We start from the raw sequence: 15,021 nt of genomic DNA, 5'->3' as shown, positions 1-15,021 counted from the left end.
AGCTTAGATGGCGCGCAAAATAATGCAGATCGCCTCCGACATCATTCTGTAAAAACCCCTCGCTATACAGGACGGCCCGTCCATAAGAAAAAGGCCGTCCCTTCATGCCGTTTCCGCCACAGCGCCTGTCTCTCGCCATCGCCCTGCTGATCACCGCCACTGCTGCTCACGGTAAAACCGTGCAGATCGACACCGCCACCACGGCCTCGCAAACGCTGGGCGGCAGCGACACGCTGACGATTTCGGCGCCGGGCAGTATCACCAACAGCGGCAAGGCCGTGAGCCTGAAAGACAGCACCAGCGGTGCCGGTGTGGTGATCGATAACGCCGGCAAGATCGTCTCCAGCGGTGGCCGGGCCATCGACAGCAGTGGCGATGAGAGCAAGGCGCGCAATTACGCGATCTACAATCGCAGTGGCGGGCAGATTCTCGGTGCCAACGATGCCTTGCGCATCGACAGCAACTTCGTCAGCGGCAGCCTGTTGATCGACAACAGCGGGGTGATTCGTTCGACCACCGGCCAGGGTCTGGATCTGGACGCGCTGCGCAGCGACGCGGTGAAGACCACCATTATCAATCGCGCCGGCGGACTGATTCGCGGCGAGGCCAGCGACGGCATGAAAACCGGCGCCAACGCCACCCTGACCAACTACGGTGAGATCTCCACCGGCGATGCGCACACGGCTGACGACAAGTTCGACGGCGTCGACATCGATACCGCCAGCGGCGTGTCGATCAGCAACTACGGAGTGATTTCCGGTGGCCGTCACGGCATCACCACCGACCTCGGCGCGACCTTGATCAACTACGGGCAGATCACCGGGCGTAACGGTTCCGGGTTTGGCTCAGATGGCGATGGCACGGTAATCAACCACGGCACCATCACCGGCGCGTATTCCGGCCTGCAAGCGAACGGCGACGGTGATGGCGTGGACATCGACAACCTCGCCCACATCGAAAACTACGGCACCATTCAAGGCGTCGGCGCCGGTGGCGTGGACAAGGCCGGTTTCGCCAATGGCAGCGAAGGCATCGCCCTCGGTGGCGGCTACATTCTCAACGCCAGCGGCGCGCTGATCAGCGGTGCCGACAGCGCGATTCTGGTTGACGACGGCAGCGGCAACTCGGGGCTGGCCGCGACCACGCTGGAGAACTTCGGCCGCATCGAGGGCCTGAACGGTTTTGGCGTGAAGTTCGTCGGCGAGTTTGCCGACAGCGTCATCAACGGCGGCACCGTCAGTGGCAGCAACGGCCTGGCGCTGGACCTGGGCGGCGGCGATGACCGCCTGACGCTGCGCAACGGCAGCCGCTTCATTGGCATCGTCGACGGCGGCAGCGGCACAGATCGATTGGTCATGGACGATGCGCTCGGTGGCGATTTCGGCGCCAGCCGCAACTTCGAGTGGCTGGAGGTCCGCCAAGGCGCCTGGACGCTGACCGGCAGCGGTGATTTCAGCGATGGCGGCGCAGTTCGCAATGGCGCCACCCTGATCAACCACGGCGGCATCGCCGGCACCCTGACTGTCGATGCCAGCGGCGCCTATGCCGGGGGCGGCTCGGTGGGCAGTCTCAACGTCAACGGCACCCTGCGCACCGACACCAGCCTGGGTCGCGCGACCATTGTTCGCGACTTGAACATGACCAGCACTGCCACTCTCGCCTACGGCGTCAACGCCGACGGCAGCAGCGCGCCGGTAGTGGTCGGCGGTATCGCCAACCTCAACGGCGCGACGCTCGCGGTGAATCCCGGCAGCGGCAGCTACCCTTGGCAAAGTCACTACACCGTGCTGCAAGCAGCCCGGGTCAACGGCACTTTCGGCGAAGTCACCAGTGACTACGCGTTCCTGACGCCAACCCTCGCCTACACCCCGACTCAGGTCGACCTGACCTACACCCGCAACGATGTAGCCTTCAATGAGTTCGCCACCACCGCCAACGGCAACAATGCCGCCAACAGCCTGGCTTCGATCGACAAAAACAATGCGCTGTACAACGCCTTGCTCAACACCACGCAAAGCAGTGCCGGTGCGGCAATCGAACAACTGGCTGGCACCAGCAATGCCAATCTCACCAGCGCCACGCTCAGTGCCAGCAGTCAGGTCGGCAGCAGCATGCTCGCGGCGATGCAGCAGATGGCGGCGCCGGGGTTGCTGGTCGGTCTTGATCAGCGCGACACGCCGGTGCTCGCCGCCAGTGGCGTGCCGGCGGCGGCGCGCAATCTCAATGATCCGAACGCGCGCGGCCGCCTCTGGCTGCAAGGCATCGGCGGCTACGGCAAGCTTGATGGCGAACATGGCAGCAGTGGCCTGGAGCAACGCACCAAGGGCAGCTTGCTCGGTGCCGACTGGGCGCTGAACCCGGCGTGGCGCGTGGGCCTTCTCGGCGGTTACTCGCAGACCGATCTGGATGCCAGCGGCGTCGATGGCGAGGTGGACAGCTGGCACGCCGGGGTTTATGCGCTGCATCAGAACGGCCCGCTCGCCCTGCGCCTCGGCGCCGCTTACAGCAGTCATCAAGGCGAGAGCCAGCGCCACATTGCGTTCGACGGTTTCAGTGATCGTCCGAGAGGCGACTACGAGGCCGACAGCCAACAAGCCTTCGCTGAACTCGGCTACGCCATGGGCAGCGGCCGGCTCAGCGCCGAACCGTTCGCCAGCCTCGGCTACCAGCGCTACCACCGCGACCGCTATCAGGAAAAAGGTGGCGCCGCGGCGCTGCAAATCGACAGCCAGACCCAGGACAATTTCAACAGCACCCTCGGCCTGCGCCTGACGCACTTGAGCAGCCTGGACAACGGCATGAGCGTCACCCCACGCATGGCCCTCGGCTGGAAACACACTTATGGCGACGTCAGCAGCTCGACGCGCCAGGCGTTTGTAACCGGCGGCACGGCGTTCAATGTCGAGGGCAGCGCGCTGGATCGGGACAGCCTGATGCTGGAAGCCGGGATTGATGTCGGGGTCTCGGCAAGGCATTCGCTGGGCTTGGGCTACAGCGGTGAGATCGGCAGCAACAGCCGCAACCACGGGCTGATCGGGCAATGGCAGATGAGCTTTTAAGCACCTCGACCGCCATGGCAGCCCAGCCTGGCTGTAGGAAAAAGCGCCCGGTAAGCCGCGTAAAAAACGTCCGGTTTCGAAACTGCCGGACTTTTTCATCCGAAACGCTCCGACGTCGCCTGCACAGGTACGAGAAGCAGCCGACAGCGGATTTTTGAGGGCCTCCATAGAGTTGAGTCTTCACTCTCTGGAAAAGGCTTTCCTTGATGCGTACTCAACACGGATTCAAACCAGAACACCTGGCGCTGGCCATTTCCCTGGCGCTAGGTTGCGTAGAGTTTGCCAACGCCGAGCAACCTTCTGACGCCGCTGAACCGCTTGCAACCATCGCGACACCGCAGGCGAACGAAGCCAGTGCCAAGAAGAATGCTGCTGAACGACTTCAGAGTTTTATCAGTGACCCGGGGACGGTACCCATCGTTTTCGAAACCGCGCAAAAAACCTTCAAGGGTACTGCGGTCAACGATCTGATCAGCCTCAGGGACGGTGCCAGCTTCACCGGCCGACTGGACGGTGGTGAGGGCGACAATGTCCTGTTTCTCGATGCCAGTGAGGGAGGCGCACTGAAAGACACGCGCAACTTCAACGGTCTGGTCGTCGCCAGGGGCGACTGGACGCTGAGTTCCAGAGGTGACTTCGCTGAAGGCGTGCTGGTTCAAGGCGGCACGGCCCTGACCAATCTGGGAAGTCTCAAAGGTGATGTCTATGTCGAGAACGGTGGCCGCTTCGCTGGCAAAGGCACGGTAGCCAATCTGGAGGTCGGCGGGCTGCTTAGCGTCAACGGAGCGCTGGGGGCGCCGCGGGTCAAAGGCGATCTGCGCCTGACACCAACCGCCGAACTGGCCTATGAAGTGACGCCTTCCGACAGCCAGACGATCAAGGTCGACGGCACCGCCGCGCTCGCCGGCGCCACCCTCAATATCGTCGCAGCGCCAGGAGAATATCCGCCGAGCAGCCAGTACAAAGTCATTGAAGCGGGTGCGGTGGAAGGTGAGTTCGGCACCATTCGCAACAACCTCGCGTTCATGACCGCTACACCTCAATACAACAAGAAATCGGTCGGATTGACCTATGCGCGCAATGACGTAGCGCTGAAAGAGGTGGCTACGACTGACGCCGGCCGCGCGATCGCCGATAGCATTGTCGAACCCGTTGCGCCACCTTCCTCTGCGATACCAACATCAACCCCAACCCCGACCGCTACCTCCACCCCTTCCGCTTCCGCTTTGATTGCACCCGAACAGGCCTCGATAGCGGCTTCAGCCTTGGCGTCAACGCCCGTTGCGGAATCGTTGCCCGTCGCTATCAACGAAGAAACCGTCACCGCACAGGCAGAGCAAGCTGTCGAACAGCCCGTGCCTGCGCTGGTTAAACCGGCGAACACAGCCGTCGCCGCACTCTTGTCCAGCGACAAGACCACCGCCCCCATCGCCCTCGAACAGCTCGCCGCCGGCAGCAATGCCAACCTCGCCAAAGCCACGCTGAGCAGCATCACGCCCGTGAGCGCCAGCATGCTCTCGGCGATGCAGCAATTGAGTAATCATCCGGACTCGACGTACACATCGGCCAACTCGCCTCGCCAGGCATCCGCCGCAGCCGACGCTGGCCGGGTATGGATTCAGGCACTTGGTCATGGCGGCAAGGTCGATCGCGATGCCGACAGCACCCTCAAGCACGCGACCCAAGGCCTGGTCCTGGGCGCCGACTGGCGGCTCGATGAGCAATGGCATGTCGGGCTCATCGGCGGTAAATCGCAAACCCGACTCGACGCCCGCCACTACGACGGCGACCTCGACAGCTGGCACCTGGGCGCCTACGCCGCACGCCAGGACGGCCCGTTGGCCGTGCGCCTCGGCGCAGCCTGGGCCAGCCATGAAGGCAGCAGCAAACGCCGTGTCGCCTTCAATGGCTTCAGTGATCGTCTGCAGGGCAACTACAACGCCAACACCCAGCAAGCCTTCGCCGAACTCGGCTACAACTTCGGCCGCCACAACGCCACCCTCGAACCCTTCGCCAGCCTCGGCTATCAACGCTACCAGCGCGATAGCTATCGTGAAAAAGGCGGCGACGCAGCCCTGAAAGTCTTCGGACAAACCCGCGACAACCTCAGCAGCACCTTCGGCCTGCGCACCGCCCACACCACCCGCCTGGACAACGGCATGAGCCTGACTCCGCGCTTCAGCGCCGGCTGGAAACACACCTTCGGCGAAATCGGCAACGACACCCACCAACAACTGATCAAAGGCGGCAAACGCTTCGAAATCGCCGGCGCCGCACTGGACCGCAACAGCCTGGCCATCGACACCGGACTCGACCTCGGCCTCGCCGCCAACCACACCGTCGGCGTCAGCCTCACAGCCGAAGCAGGCAATGACAGCCGGACTCATGGCGTGATGGGACAGTGGCGCGTGGCGTTTTGATGGTGGTTGATTAGCTGAATGCAGTGATTCAGTAAAAAGCCCCTCATCGGAACGCCGCCCGCCTAGCCCTCTCCCGGAGGGAGAGGGGACTGACCGAGGTGGATGCGAAAGGTACGCTGACCTGAAATACCGAGTCGTGCTCAAATTTCAAAACCAACCAAAATCGGCTCCCTCTCCAGGGGGAGAGGGCTGGGGTGAGGGGCAGCCACACCACAAATCCCAAGCCAACCCCCGCTTCTAACCACTCAACAATGAGCGTTAGCTCGAGTGCCTTTGATCTTGATCTTGCCTAACCAGCGACATCGGAAGGCTGAGTGGAGGGATTGATCCGGGCGTGGGAGCGCAGCGACCGTCTGGCGCAGCCAGACACAGCGGAAGGAGGTGCAGCGAAGCAAACCGTAGCCGCTGCGCCCGGATCGATCCCGCAGCGAAGGAACCCGAGCCTGCGAGGGCCGAACGCAGGAGCAAAGCCTTTTCGGTTACCTTTTCGGCGTCTGGAAAAGGTGACTCGCCGTAAGGGCGAAACCGCCACCCGCCACGCCCGAAGCAACGGATATTCACCCAAAACCCCAAGAGCCTGGTCGGCCCACAGGCCGCCACGGCAACCAGCAAAAAAAGGGGAGCACATGCCCCCCGAGGTTAAAACCATCACATCAAAGCGCTAAATCACCCTTCGATCTCAATCAAAATCTCACCCGGATTCACCCGATCGCCCGTGACCACATGAATCGCCGCGACCTTCCCGGCAATCGCCGCCTGAACCTCGGTCTCCATCTTCATCGCCTCGGTAATCAACACCGCCTGACCTGCCTTGACGGTGTCGCCCTCCTTGACCAGCACATCGACGATATTGCCCGGCATGGTCGTGCTGACATGCCCCGGTGCCGACGCCTGCTTGCGCTTGCTGCTGCCACCGCTGACAAACTCATTGAGCGGTTCAAACACCACTTCTTCCGGCATGCCATCGATCGACAGATAGAAGTGACGCTTGCCCTCAGCCTTGACACCCACACCGGTGATATCGACGCGGTAGGTTTCACCGTGAACATCAATGACGAACTCGGTCGGCACACCCTCACCGCCTGCGGAAGCAACGGCGCCCGCCTCAGGAATCGGCAACAGCACTTCCGGGGTCAGGGTTCCGGCGGCACGCTCTTCGAGGAATTTGCGACCAATGTCCGGGAACATGGCGAAGGTCAGCACGTCTTCTTCCGAAGTCGCCAGAGCGCCGATATCGGCCCGCAGCTTGGTCATTTCCGGCTTGAGCAGATCGGCCGGACGTACGTCGATGACGTCTTCGCTGCCGATCGCCTGACGCCGAAGTTTCTCGTTGACCACGCCCGGCGCCTTGCCATAACCGCCTTGCAGGTACAGCTTCACTTCATTGGTGATGGTCTTGTAGCGCTCGCCGGCCAGCACGTTGAAAAACGCCTGGGTACCAACGATCTGCGAAGTCGGGGTCACCAGCGGCGGGAAGCCGAGGTCTTCGCGCACCCGAGGAATTTCCGCCAGCACTTCGCCCATACGATTCAAGGCGCCCTGCTCTTTCAACTGGTTGGCCAGGTTGGAAATCATCCCGCCCGGCACCTGGTTGACCTGCACGCGGGTATCGACTGCGGTGAATTCGCTTTCAAACTGGTGGTACTTCTTGCGCACGGCATAGAAGTACAGGCCGATCTCTTGCAGCAGCTCCAGGTTCAGGCCGGTATCGAATTCGGTGCCCTTGAGCGCCGCGACCATCGACTCGGTGCCCGGATGGCTGGTGCCGGAGGCGAAGCTGGAGATCGCGGTGTCGATGTGATCGGCGCCGTTTTCGATGGCCTTGAGCTGACACATGGCCGCCAGGCCTGCGGTGTCGTGGGAGTGGATGAACACCGGCAGCGACTGTTCGGCCTTCAGCGCACGCACCAGCTCACCGGTAGCGTACGGAGTCAGCAGACCGGCCATGTCCTTGATCGCCACCGAGTCGCAACCCATGGCTTCCATTTGCTTGGCTTGCGCCACGAACGCGTCGATGGTGTGCACCGGACTGGTGGTGTAAGCGATGGTGCCTTGCGCATGTTTGCCGGCAGCCTTTACCGCTTCGATGGCTACGCGCAGGTTACGCACGTCGTTCATCGCGTCGAAGATACGGAATACGTCGATGCCGTTCTCTGCGGCTTTAGCGACGAAGGCCTGAACCACGTCGTCGCTGTAATGGCGATAGCCCAGCAGGTTCTGCCCGCGCAGGAGCATTTGCAGACGCGTGTTAGGCAGCGCCGCGCGCAGTTGGCGCAGACGCTCCCACGGATCTTCTTTCAAAAAGCGTACACAGGCGTCGAACGTCGCACCGCCCCAGCATTCCAGCGACCAGTAGCCGACTTTGTCGAGCTTGTCGCAGATCGGCAGCATGTCCTCGGTGCGCATGCGGGTGGCGAGCAGCGATTGGTGAGCGTCGCGCAGGATGGTATCGGTAACGAAGATCTTCTTGGTCATTGGTATCTCCTCATAGCGGCAAGCTTCAAGCTAAAAGCTGCAAGAAAAAGCCAATCTGCTTTTACTTGCCGCTTGCAGCTAAAAGCTCGCAGCTGTTTCATTCATAGGCCTGCGTGGGCGGCAATGGCGGCGGCGATGGCCAGGGCCAGCTCTTCGGGTTTGCGCTTGATCGAGTAGTTGGTCAGTTCCGGGTGGCTTTCAACGAAGCTGGTGTTGAACTGGCCGCTGCGGAATTCCGGGTTGCGCAGGATTTCCTGGTAGTAGGCAGCAGTGGTTTTCACCCCTTGCAAGCGCATGTCGTCCAGCGCGCGCAAGCCACGGTCCATTGCCTCTTCCCAGGTCAATGCCCAGACCACCAGTTTCAGGCACATCGAATCGTAGAACGGCGGAATGGTGTAACCGGTGTAAATCGCCGTGTCGGTGCGCACGCCCGGACCACCAGGCGCGTAGTAACGGGTGATCTTGCCGAAGCTCGGCAGGAAGTTGTTTTTCGGATCTTCCGCGTTGATACGGAACTGCAAGGCGAAACCACGGTGCTGAATGTCTTCCTGCTTCACCGAAAGCGGCAGGCCAGAGGCGATGCGGATCTGCTCGCGAACGATATCGATGCCGGTGATTTCTTCGGTGATGGTGTGTTCCACCTGCACGCGGGTATTCATTTCCATGAAGTACACCTCGCCCTCGGCGAGCAGGAACTCCACGGTGCCGGCGTTCTCGTAGCCCACCGCCTTGGCTGCGCGTACCGAAAGATCACCGATGTAGGCGCGCTGTTCCGGAGTCAGCTGCGGACTGGGGGCGATCTCGATGAGCTTCTGGTTGCGGCGCTGGATCGAGCAGTCACGCTCGAACAGGTGCACGACGTTGCCGAAACTGTCGCCAAGAATCTGCGCTTCGATGTGCTTGGGATTGACGATGCATTTTTCCAGGAACACTTCCGCCGAGCCGAACGCCTTGGTGGCTTCGGAAATGACCCGCGGGAAATTCTGTTCGAGTTCTTCGCGGCTGTTGCAGCGACGGATACCGCGACCGCCACCACCGGAAGTGGCTTTGAGCATCACCGGGTAACCGATACGGTCGCCTTCGGCCAAGGCTTCTTCGATGCCCGAAACGTTGCCTTCGGTGCCCGGCGTGACTGGCACCCCGGCCTTGATCATGCTGCGGCGCGCTTCGGTCTTGTCGCCCATGCGCCGGATGACTTCCGCCGACGGGCCGATGAATTTGATCCCGCGTTCGGCGCAGATCTCCGCCAGCTCGGCGTTTTCCGACAGGAAGCCGTAGCCGGGGTGCAGCGCATCGCAGCCGGTTTCGACGGCCAGGTTCACCAGCTTGCGCGGGTTGAGGTAACCGGCCAATGGCTCGGCGCCAATGCTGTGAGCCTCGTCCGCACGCTTCACATGCAAGGCATGACGGTCGGCGTCGGAAAAAATCGCTACCGAGCGAATGCCCATCTCGGCGCAGGCTCGTACGATTCGTACGGCAATCTCACCACGGTTGGCGATCAGGATCTTTGTTATCACTTGGAGGTTCCCTTGAGCCGGTGGCACCACGACCTGCTAGACCCAGGTCGACGCGTGACCAAATGTTTCAATTCGGTCGCAGGTCCACACTAGCGCTCGCAAGGGATTAACAAAAATGAATAAAAATTGGGTCAGGCATAAGCAAAGACTTATAGTTGAAACATCAATCACACTTCAGAGCCGGCAAAAATGCGTAAGTCCTTGATGCGTATGACATTGCGTCAGTTGCAGATATTCAACGAAGTGTGTGATTTGCGTTCCTATAGCCGCGCAGCTGACGAAATGTCGCTCACACAACCGGCCGTTAGCCTACAGATTCGTCAGCTTGAAGAGCTGATCGGCCAGCCCTTGTTCGATTATGTCGGCAAAAAACTCTACATGACCGAGGCTGCCGAAGCGCTGCAACGCGCGAGCCGCGACATTTTCGGGCGCCTGGAAAACCTCGATATGCAGCTGTCGGACATGCAAGGCTCGCTGCAGGGACAGTTGAAACTGGCGGTGGAATCCAGCGCCAAATATTTCGTTCCGCACTTGTTCGCCGCATTCAAGCGCCAGCACCCCGAGGTCAATCTGCAACTGACCGTGGTCAATCGCGGCCAGGTGATCCGACGGCTGTCGGACAACCGCGATGACCTGGTGATCATGTCGATGGTGCCGCAGGACATGGGCCTCGAATTCCTGCCATTTCTCAATAATCCGATTGTTGCGGTCGCACGCCCCGATCACCCGTTGGCGCATCTGGGACCGTTGCGCCTGCAGGATCTTGAACCCTACACATTGCTGATTCGCGAGCCAGGCTCGGGCACGCGACTGGCGTGCGAAGAGTATTTCAAAGAGAAACGCGTGCACTTCACCCAGACTCAGGAAGTGGCCTCGGCCGAGGCTCAGCGCGAGTGTGTGCTGGCGGGTCTGGGCGTGGCGCTGTTGACGCGTCACGCCCTGAACCTGGAGCTTGCGACCGGCGGGCTGGTCGAGCTGCCGGTCGAGGAATTGCCGCTGCTGCGTAGCTGGTGTCTGGTGCAGGCCAAAGCCAAACGCCTGTCACCGGTGGCGCACGCCTTCCTGGCGTTTATCCGCAGCGAGCGTGCGCAGATCAGCGCGCTGGTTGAGCGTTTCGACGGGAAGCTGCGGGCGCTGCCTGCCAGAGATTGATCTCGGGAAAATCGCCGATCTCGGCTTGAAGCTGGCGAAGTTCGAAGCGATCTTCGATAGCGCGGCGGAATTCCATGCGGCGCTGGTCTTCCTGCTGACGACGGGTTTTCGCGGCGCTGTTGCGTTCTTCGTAGGGCTGAGCCATTTCGATTCTCCCAAGGCGAGTACGGGAGTTTCACGATAGGCGCGGGGGATGACGGTTTGGCTGCGCGGGGATGACAGTGCGATGAAACTTGCGGTGTTTGTGAGGACGCCATCGCGGGCAAGCCCGCTCCCACACGGTTTTCTGTCGAACACAGAATCTGTGAACACTACCTACCACTGTGGGAGCGGGCTTGCTCGCGATCAAGGTCGGAATGACCCTGGATGACTTCAGTCATCCAGCGCTTTCACGGCTTTGGGCGACAAGCGCAAGCTGCGCAAACTGCGCTTCACGCTCTTGAGGTGATTGACCAGGCTCGGCCCGCGCGCCATGGCCACGCCCATCGCCAGCACATCGATCACCACCAGGTGAGCGATGCGTGAGGTCAGCGGCGTGTAGATTTCCGTGTCTTCGTGCACGTCGATCGCCAGATTGACCGTCGACAGCTCGGCCAGCGGTGTCTGGCTCGGGCACAGGGTGATCAACGAGGCGCCGCTTTCGCGAACGAGGTTGGCGGTGATCAGCAGATCCTTGGAGCGCCCCGACTGGGAAATGCAGATCGCCACATCGGTCGGCTTCAGGGTCACCGCCGACATCGCCTGCATGTGCGGGTCGGAATACGCCGCCGCGGTCAGCAGCAGGCGGAAGAACTTGTGCTGGGCATCCGCCGCTACCGCGCCGGATGCGCCAAAGCCATAGAACTCGACCCGCTGCGCCTGCGACATCAACGTCACCGCGCGCTGCAACTCCACCGGATCGAGTTTCTCGCGAACCTCCATCAGCGTGTGCAGCGTGGTGTCGAAAATCTTCAGGCTGTAATCGGCGACCGAGTCGTCTTCATGGATCGCGAACTGACCGAAGCTGGCACCGGCAGCCAGGCTTTGCGCCAGTTTGAGTTTCAGATCCTGAAAACCGGAACAACCGATGGCGCGGCAGAAGCGCACGATGGTCGGTTCGCTGATGCCGACGCTGTGGGCCAGATCGGCCATGGAACTGTGCATCACCGCCGCAGGGTCAAGCAGCACGTGGTCGGCGACCTTGAGCTCCGACTTGCGTAACAGGTGACGTGACTGGGCAATGTGTTGCAGCAGATTCAAGGGGCTGGACTCTTCTTGTGGGCAAGGATGTAGCAAGCTTGTAGTTATACTACATGAATGGGCATTTTGCCTGCTCAATGCGTAACTCAATGTCCCGGTATGTGGCGCGATGGCCTGCATGTAGCCCTTAACGCGGTTTTTCCTGATCGCGCAACAGCCCGGCCAGCGCGCCGGCGTCAACCGGGCGGCTGATCAGATAACCTTGCACTTCGTCACAGCCTTCGCCGCGCAAAAATTCCAGCTGTTGCGGGCGCTCGACCCCCTCGGCGACGACTTTCAGCGACAGCCCGTGGGCCATGGCAATGATTGCGCGGGTAATTGCCGCATCTTCGCTGCCCTCGCCTAATCCGCGAATGAACGCCTGATCGATTTTCACGTAATCCACCGGAATGCGCTTGAGATAACTGAGCGACGAATAGCCGGTGCCGAAATCGTCGATCGCCAGTTTCACCCCAAGATCGCGCAACTGCTGGAACGTCGCGATGATGTGCTCGACGCTGTCAAGCAACTGGCTTTCGGTGAGTTCCAGTTCCAGACAATCGGGCGCCAGTCCCGTCTCTTCCAGCACCTGTCGCACCAGACTGACCAGTTTGCCTTGGCGCAATTGGTGCACCGACAGGTTCACCGACACGCGAATCGGCGCCAGCCCCTGACGCTGCCATTCGCAGGCCTGCCAGCACGCCTGGCGCAGGACGAACTCGCCGATCGGCCCGATCAACCCGGTTTCCTCGGCCAGTCCGATGAAGTCGGCCGGCGGCACCTGGCCCATGCCCGGATGCTCCCAGCGCACCAGTGCTTCCGCGGCGTTCAGGCGGCCGGTTTGCAGGCACAGTTTCGGCTGATAGAAAACACTCAGTTGCTGCTCTTCGATGGCCCGGCGCAGATGGTTTTCCAGCTGCAGGCGCTCCAGCGTGCTGGCCTGCAAACTGTCGGTGTAAAACTGGAAGTTGTCGCCGCCCAGATGCTTGGCGTGCTGCATGGCCATGTTCGATTGGCTGACCAGCGCGGAAATCTCGCGGGCGTTGTCCGGCAACAGACTGATGCCCATCGAAGCGCTGACCACCAGCTCGTGCCCTTCCACCGTCAGCGGCAAACGCAGCTTCGATGACAGGCGCGTAGCGACGCGGGCCAGACTAGAAAGGTTGCCGTAGGCATCGAACAGCACCGCAAATTCATCACCGGACAAGCGCGCAATCGTGTCGGCTTCCGGCAAGGCGTTGACCAGCCGCCGTGCCATTTTCTGCAGCAACTGGTCGGCGACCTCATGCCCGAGGCTATCGTTGAGCAGCTTGAAGCGGTCCAGATTGATGTGCAGCAGGGCCAGGCTGCGTCGGCTCTGCCGCGAGCGCTGATGCGCTTCGTGCAGGCGTTCGCGAAACAGCGAGCGGTTGGCCAGGCCGGTGAGTTCGTCATAGTGGGTCAGGTAACGCATGCGCTCTTCGGATTCGCGCCGCGCCGACAGATCGGCGAAGAAGCCGACGATATGGCTGACATTGCCGCGATTGTCGCGCACCGCATTCAATTGCAGCCATTGCGGATACAGCTCGCCGTTCTTGCGCGTTTCCACCAGCTCGCCCTGCCAGCTGCCATGCTGTTCCAGCGCATGACGAATGGCCACGTAATGGCGGCGGGCATCGCGGCTGCACGGCAGCTCGACGACGTTGCGCCCGAGCATGTCGTCGATGTCATAGCCGGTGACCCGGCTGAAGGCCTGGTTGATCGCGATCAGCGCATAGTTCGGGTCGAGAATCACAATGCCTTCACTGGCCGCTTCGAACACCGTCGCCGCGAGCCGTTGCTGTTCTTCCAGACTTTTGCCGGCGCTGATGTCGCGACGGGTACCGACCATGCGAATCACTCGCCCGCTGTCGCTGCGCTCTACCGCGCGGCCACGGTCTTCGATCCAGACCCAATGGCCGTCGCCGTGACGCACACGATATTCAATCTGGTAGTCCTCGCTGCGCCCCTTCAGATGCTCGATCAACGCGTACTTGAGCGTCGGCAGATCTTCGGGATGCAAGCGTGGCTTGAGATCGCGCAGCAGCGCGGTGACGTATTCCGGGGCGAGGCCGAACAGCTCCTGAATTTGCGTGTGATGGACTTCGTCGGTCTGCAGATTCCAGTCCCACAACCCCAGCTCGCTGGCCTTCAACGCCAGCGCCAGACGCGCCTCGCTTTTGCTCAGGGCCTGATTGGCCGCGTCCAGTTCGCGGCTGCGCTGGGCGACGCGGTCTTCGAGTTCGACCTGAGCCTCGCGCAGCTTGCTCTCGGCACAGCGGCGCTGTTCGATCTCTTTGCCCAGTTCCTGATTGAGCTGCTCGCCGCGCAGTTGGGTCTGCTGCAAATGTTCGATCAGGTGCTGGTTCTGGAAGCGGCGCAGCAAACCGCGATCGATCAACCGGTTGACCTGCCAGGCGACCACGCTCAAGGAGCCGAGCAGGATCAAGCCGAGCCAGCCCCAACCGTGCGCCTGCTCATCGCCACCCCAGAACAGGTAGCCGATCGCTGGCAGCAGACAGGGCAAGGTAAACGACAGGAATGCCGGCAGGCTCACGGCGTAGGCGACGCTGGCCGACAGGGTCGCCGCGCCGATCAGGCCGAACACCCAGGCTTGTTGCATGAAGTTGTCGGCAGGCACCAGCGCGATGCCGGCGCCAGCGAGTGTCAGGCCGGTCATGGTCGAGCCGAGCAGAAACATGCGCCGCCAGATCGGCTGGGCCTGGCGATCCGGTATCGCCGAATCGAACGCCGCCACCTGAATCACCCGCAGCGCCACCAGCGACAACAGCCACACCAGCCAGACGCTGACCACGAAATAGCGCTGCGGGCTCCAGAGCAATGCTGCGCAGACCAGGCCGTTGATCAACATGAACAGCGTCGGCAGCAATGATCCCTGATACAGCAGACGTGTGCGCTCGACCGCCATTTCGACGGCATAGTGCTTGCGGATGACCCGGGGTTCCACAGAGGGTCCCGACAGTTCGGCGCTGAGGATCATGGGCAACGTTCTTGTTCTTATAAGGAGGGCGTGCGCCCGAAACGTCGACGGAGCATACACAAGCCGCTCCGGTTGCCAAACTGCTGCAGGTCAGAATTGCGCCGAAACTTGCCCTTGTCCCGGCACCGTCGCAACCGCTCAAGCGAGACGGGCCGAAGCCT

The 15,021-nt window shown here is 61.5% G+C and carries 8 protein-coding genes; 3 read left to right on the top strand and 5 right to left on the bottom strand.

Going from position 1 to position 15,021, the window contains the following annotated elements; translation table 11 throughout:
• The first annotated feature begins 104 nt into the window (after positions 1 to 104).
• Together M0746_RS25955 and M0746_RS25950 are read left to right on the top strand one after the other, a co-directional pair.
• Positions 105 to 3,059 (top strand): autotransporter outer membrane beta-barrel domain-containing protein, encoded by a 2,955-nt coding sequence (locus tag M0746_RS25955; RefSeq protein ID WP_258451121.1) that lies wholly within the window; start codon positions 105 to 107, stop codon positions 3,057 to 3,059.
• A gap of 206 nt (positions 3,060 to 3,265) precedes the next feature.
• Complete coding sequence (locus M0746_RS25950) at positions 3,266 to 5,479, top strand: autotransporter outer membrane beta-barrel domain-containing protein (protein ID WP_258451120.1); 2,214 nt, start codon at positions 3,266 to 3,268, stop codon at positions 5,477 to 5,479.
• A 666-nt stretch (positions 5,480 to 6,145) separates the two neighbouring features.
• Here the strand turns inward: M0746_RS25950 and oadA are convergent.
• Positions 6,146 to 7,954 (bottom strand): sodium-extruding oxaloacetate decarboxylase subunit alpha, encoded by a 1,809-nt coding sequence (oadA, locus tag M0746_RS25945; protein WP_258451119.1) that lies wholly within the window; start codon positions 7,952 to 7,954, stop codon positions 6,146 to 6,148.
• 101 nt (positions 7,955 to 8,055) lie between these two features.
• Positions 8,056 to 9,471, bottom strand: coding sequence for an acetyl-CoA carboxylase biotin carboxylase subunit (locus M0746_RS25940; RefSeq protein ID WP_090287702.1), 1,416 nt, complete (start codon positions 9,469 to 9,471; stop codon positions 8,056 to 8,058).
• Positions 9,472 to 9,660: 189 nt separating this feature from the next.
• Here M0746_RS25940 and M0746_RS25935 point away from each other — a divergent pair, with 189 nt between their 5' ends.
• On the top strand, positions 9,661 to 10,623 hold the full coding sequence (locus M0746_RS25935) for a LysR family transcriptional regulator (protein WP_258451118.1): 963 nt from the start codon (positions 9,661 to 9,663) through the stop codon (positions 10,621 to 10,623).
• Here the strand turns inward: M0746_RS25935 and M0746_RS25930 are convergent.
• The 3 genes from M0746_RS25930 to M0746_RS25920 all read right to left on the bottom strand — a co-directional run bounded on the left by M0746_RS25930 (position 10,565) and on the right by M0746_RS25920 (position 14,860).
• Positions 10,565 to 10,768, bottom strand: coding sequence for a PA3496 family putative envelope integrity protein (locus M0746_RS25930; RefSeq protein ID WP_203420073.1), 204 nt, complete (start codon positions 10,766 to 10,768; stop codon positions 10,565 to 10,567). The genes M0746_RS25935 and M0746_RS25930 overlap by 59 nt on opposite strands.
• Before the next feature lie 227 nt (positions 10,769 to 10,995).
• A complete protein-coding gene (hexR, locus tag M0746_RS25925) occupies positions 10,996 to 11,862 on the bottom strand; it encodes a transcriptional regulator HexR (RefSeq protein ID WP_007962240.1) in 867 nt (288 codons plus the stop codon).
• Between the two features lie 127 nt (positions 11,863 to 11,989).
• Positions 11,990 to 14,860 carry a putative bifunctional diguanylate cyclase/phosphodiesterase gene (locus tag M0746_RS25920; RefSeq protein WP_258451117.1) on the bottom strand — a complete coding sequence of 957 codons (2,871 nt, stop codon included), beginning with the start codon at positions 14,858 to 14,860 and terminating at the stop codon, positions 11,990 to 11,992.
• Positions 14,861 to 15,021 lie beyond the last annotated feature (161 nt).

It is taken from the genome of Pseudomonas sp. S11P7, from assembly GCF_023195435.1.
In the GTDB taxonomy this organism is placed as follows: Bacteria; Pseudomonadota; Gammaproteobacteria; order Pseudomonadales; family Pseudomonadaceae; genus Aquipseudomonas; species Aquipseudomonas fluorescens_G.
This window is presented reverse-complemented; position numbering and strand designations above follow the sequence as displayed.

Bases quoted from the DNA above. Each gene is read 5' to 3' on its own strand.
- M0746_RS25930 (WP_203420073.1), bottom strand. From the start codon at position 10,768: ATGGCTCAGCCCTACGAAGAACGCAACAGCGCCGCGAAAACCCGTCGT.
- oadA (WP_258451119.1), bottom strand. From the start codon at position 7,954: ATGACCAAGAAGATCTTCGTTACCGATACCATCCTGCGCGACGCTCAC.
- M0746_RS25950 (WP_258451120.1), top strand. From the start codon at position 3,266: ATGCGTACTCAACACGGATTCAAACCAGAACACCTGGCGCTGGCCATT.
- M0746_RS25955 (WP_258451121.1), top strand. From the start codon at position 105: ATGCCGTTTCCGCCACAGCGCCTGTCTCTCGCCATCGCCCTGCTGATC.
- M0746_RS25920 (WP_258451117.1), bottom strand. From the start codon at position 14,860: ATGATCCTCAGCGCCGAACTGTCGGGACCCTCTGTGGAACCCCGGGTC.
- M0746_RS25935 (WP_258451118.1), top strand. From the start codon at position 9,661: ATGCGTAAGTCCTTGATGCGTATGACATTGCGTCAGTTGCAGATATTC.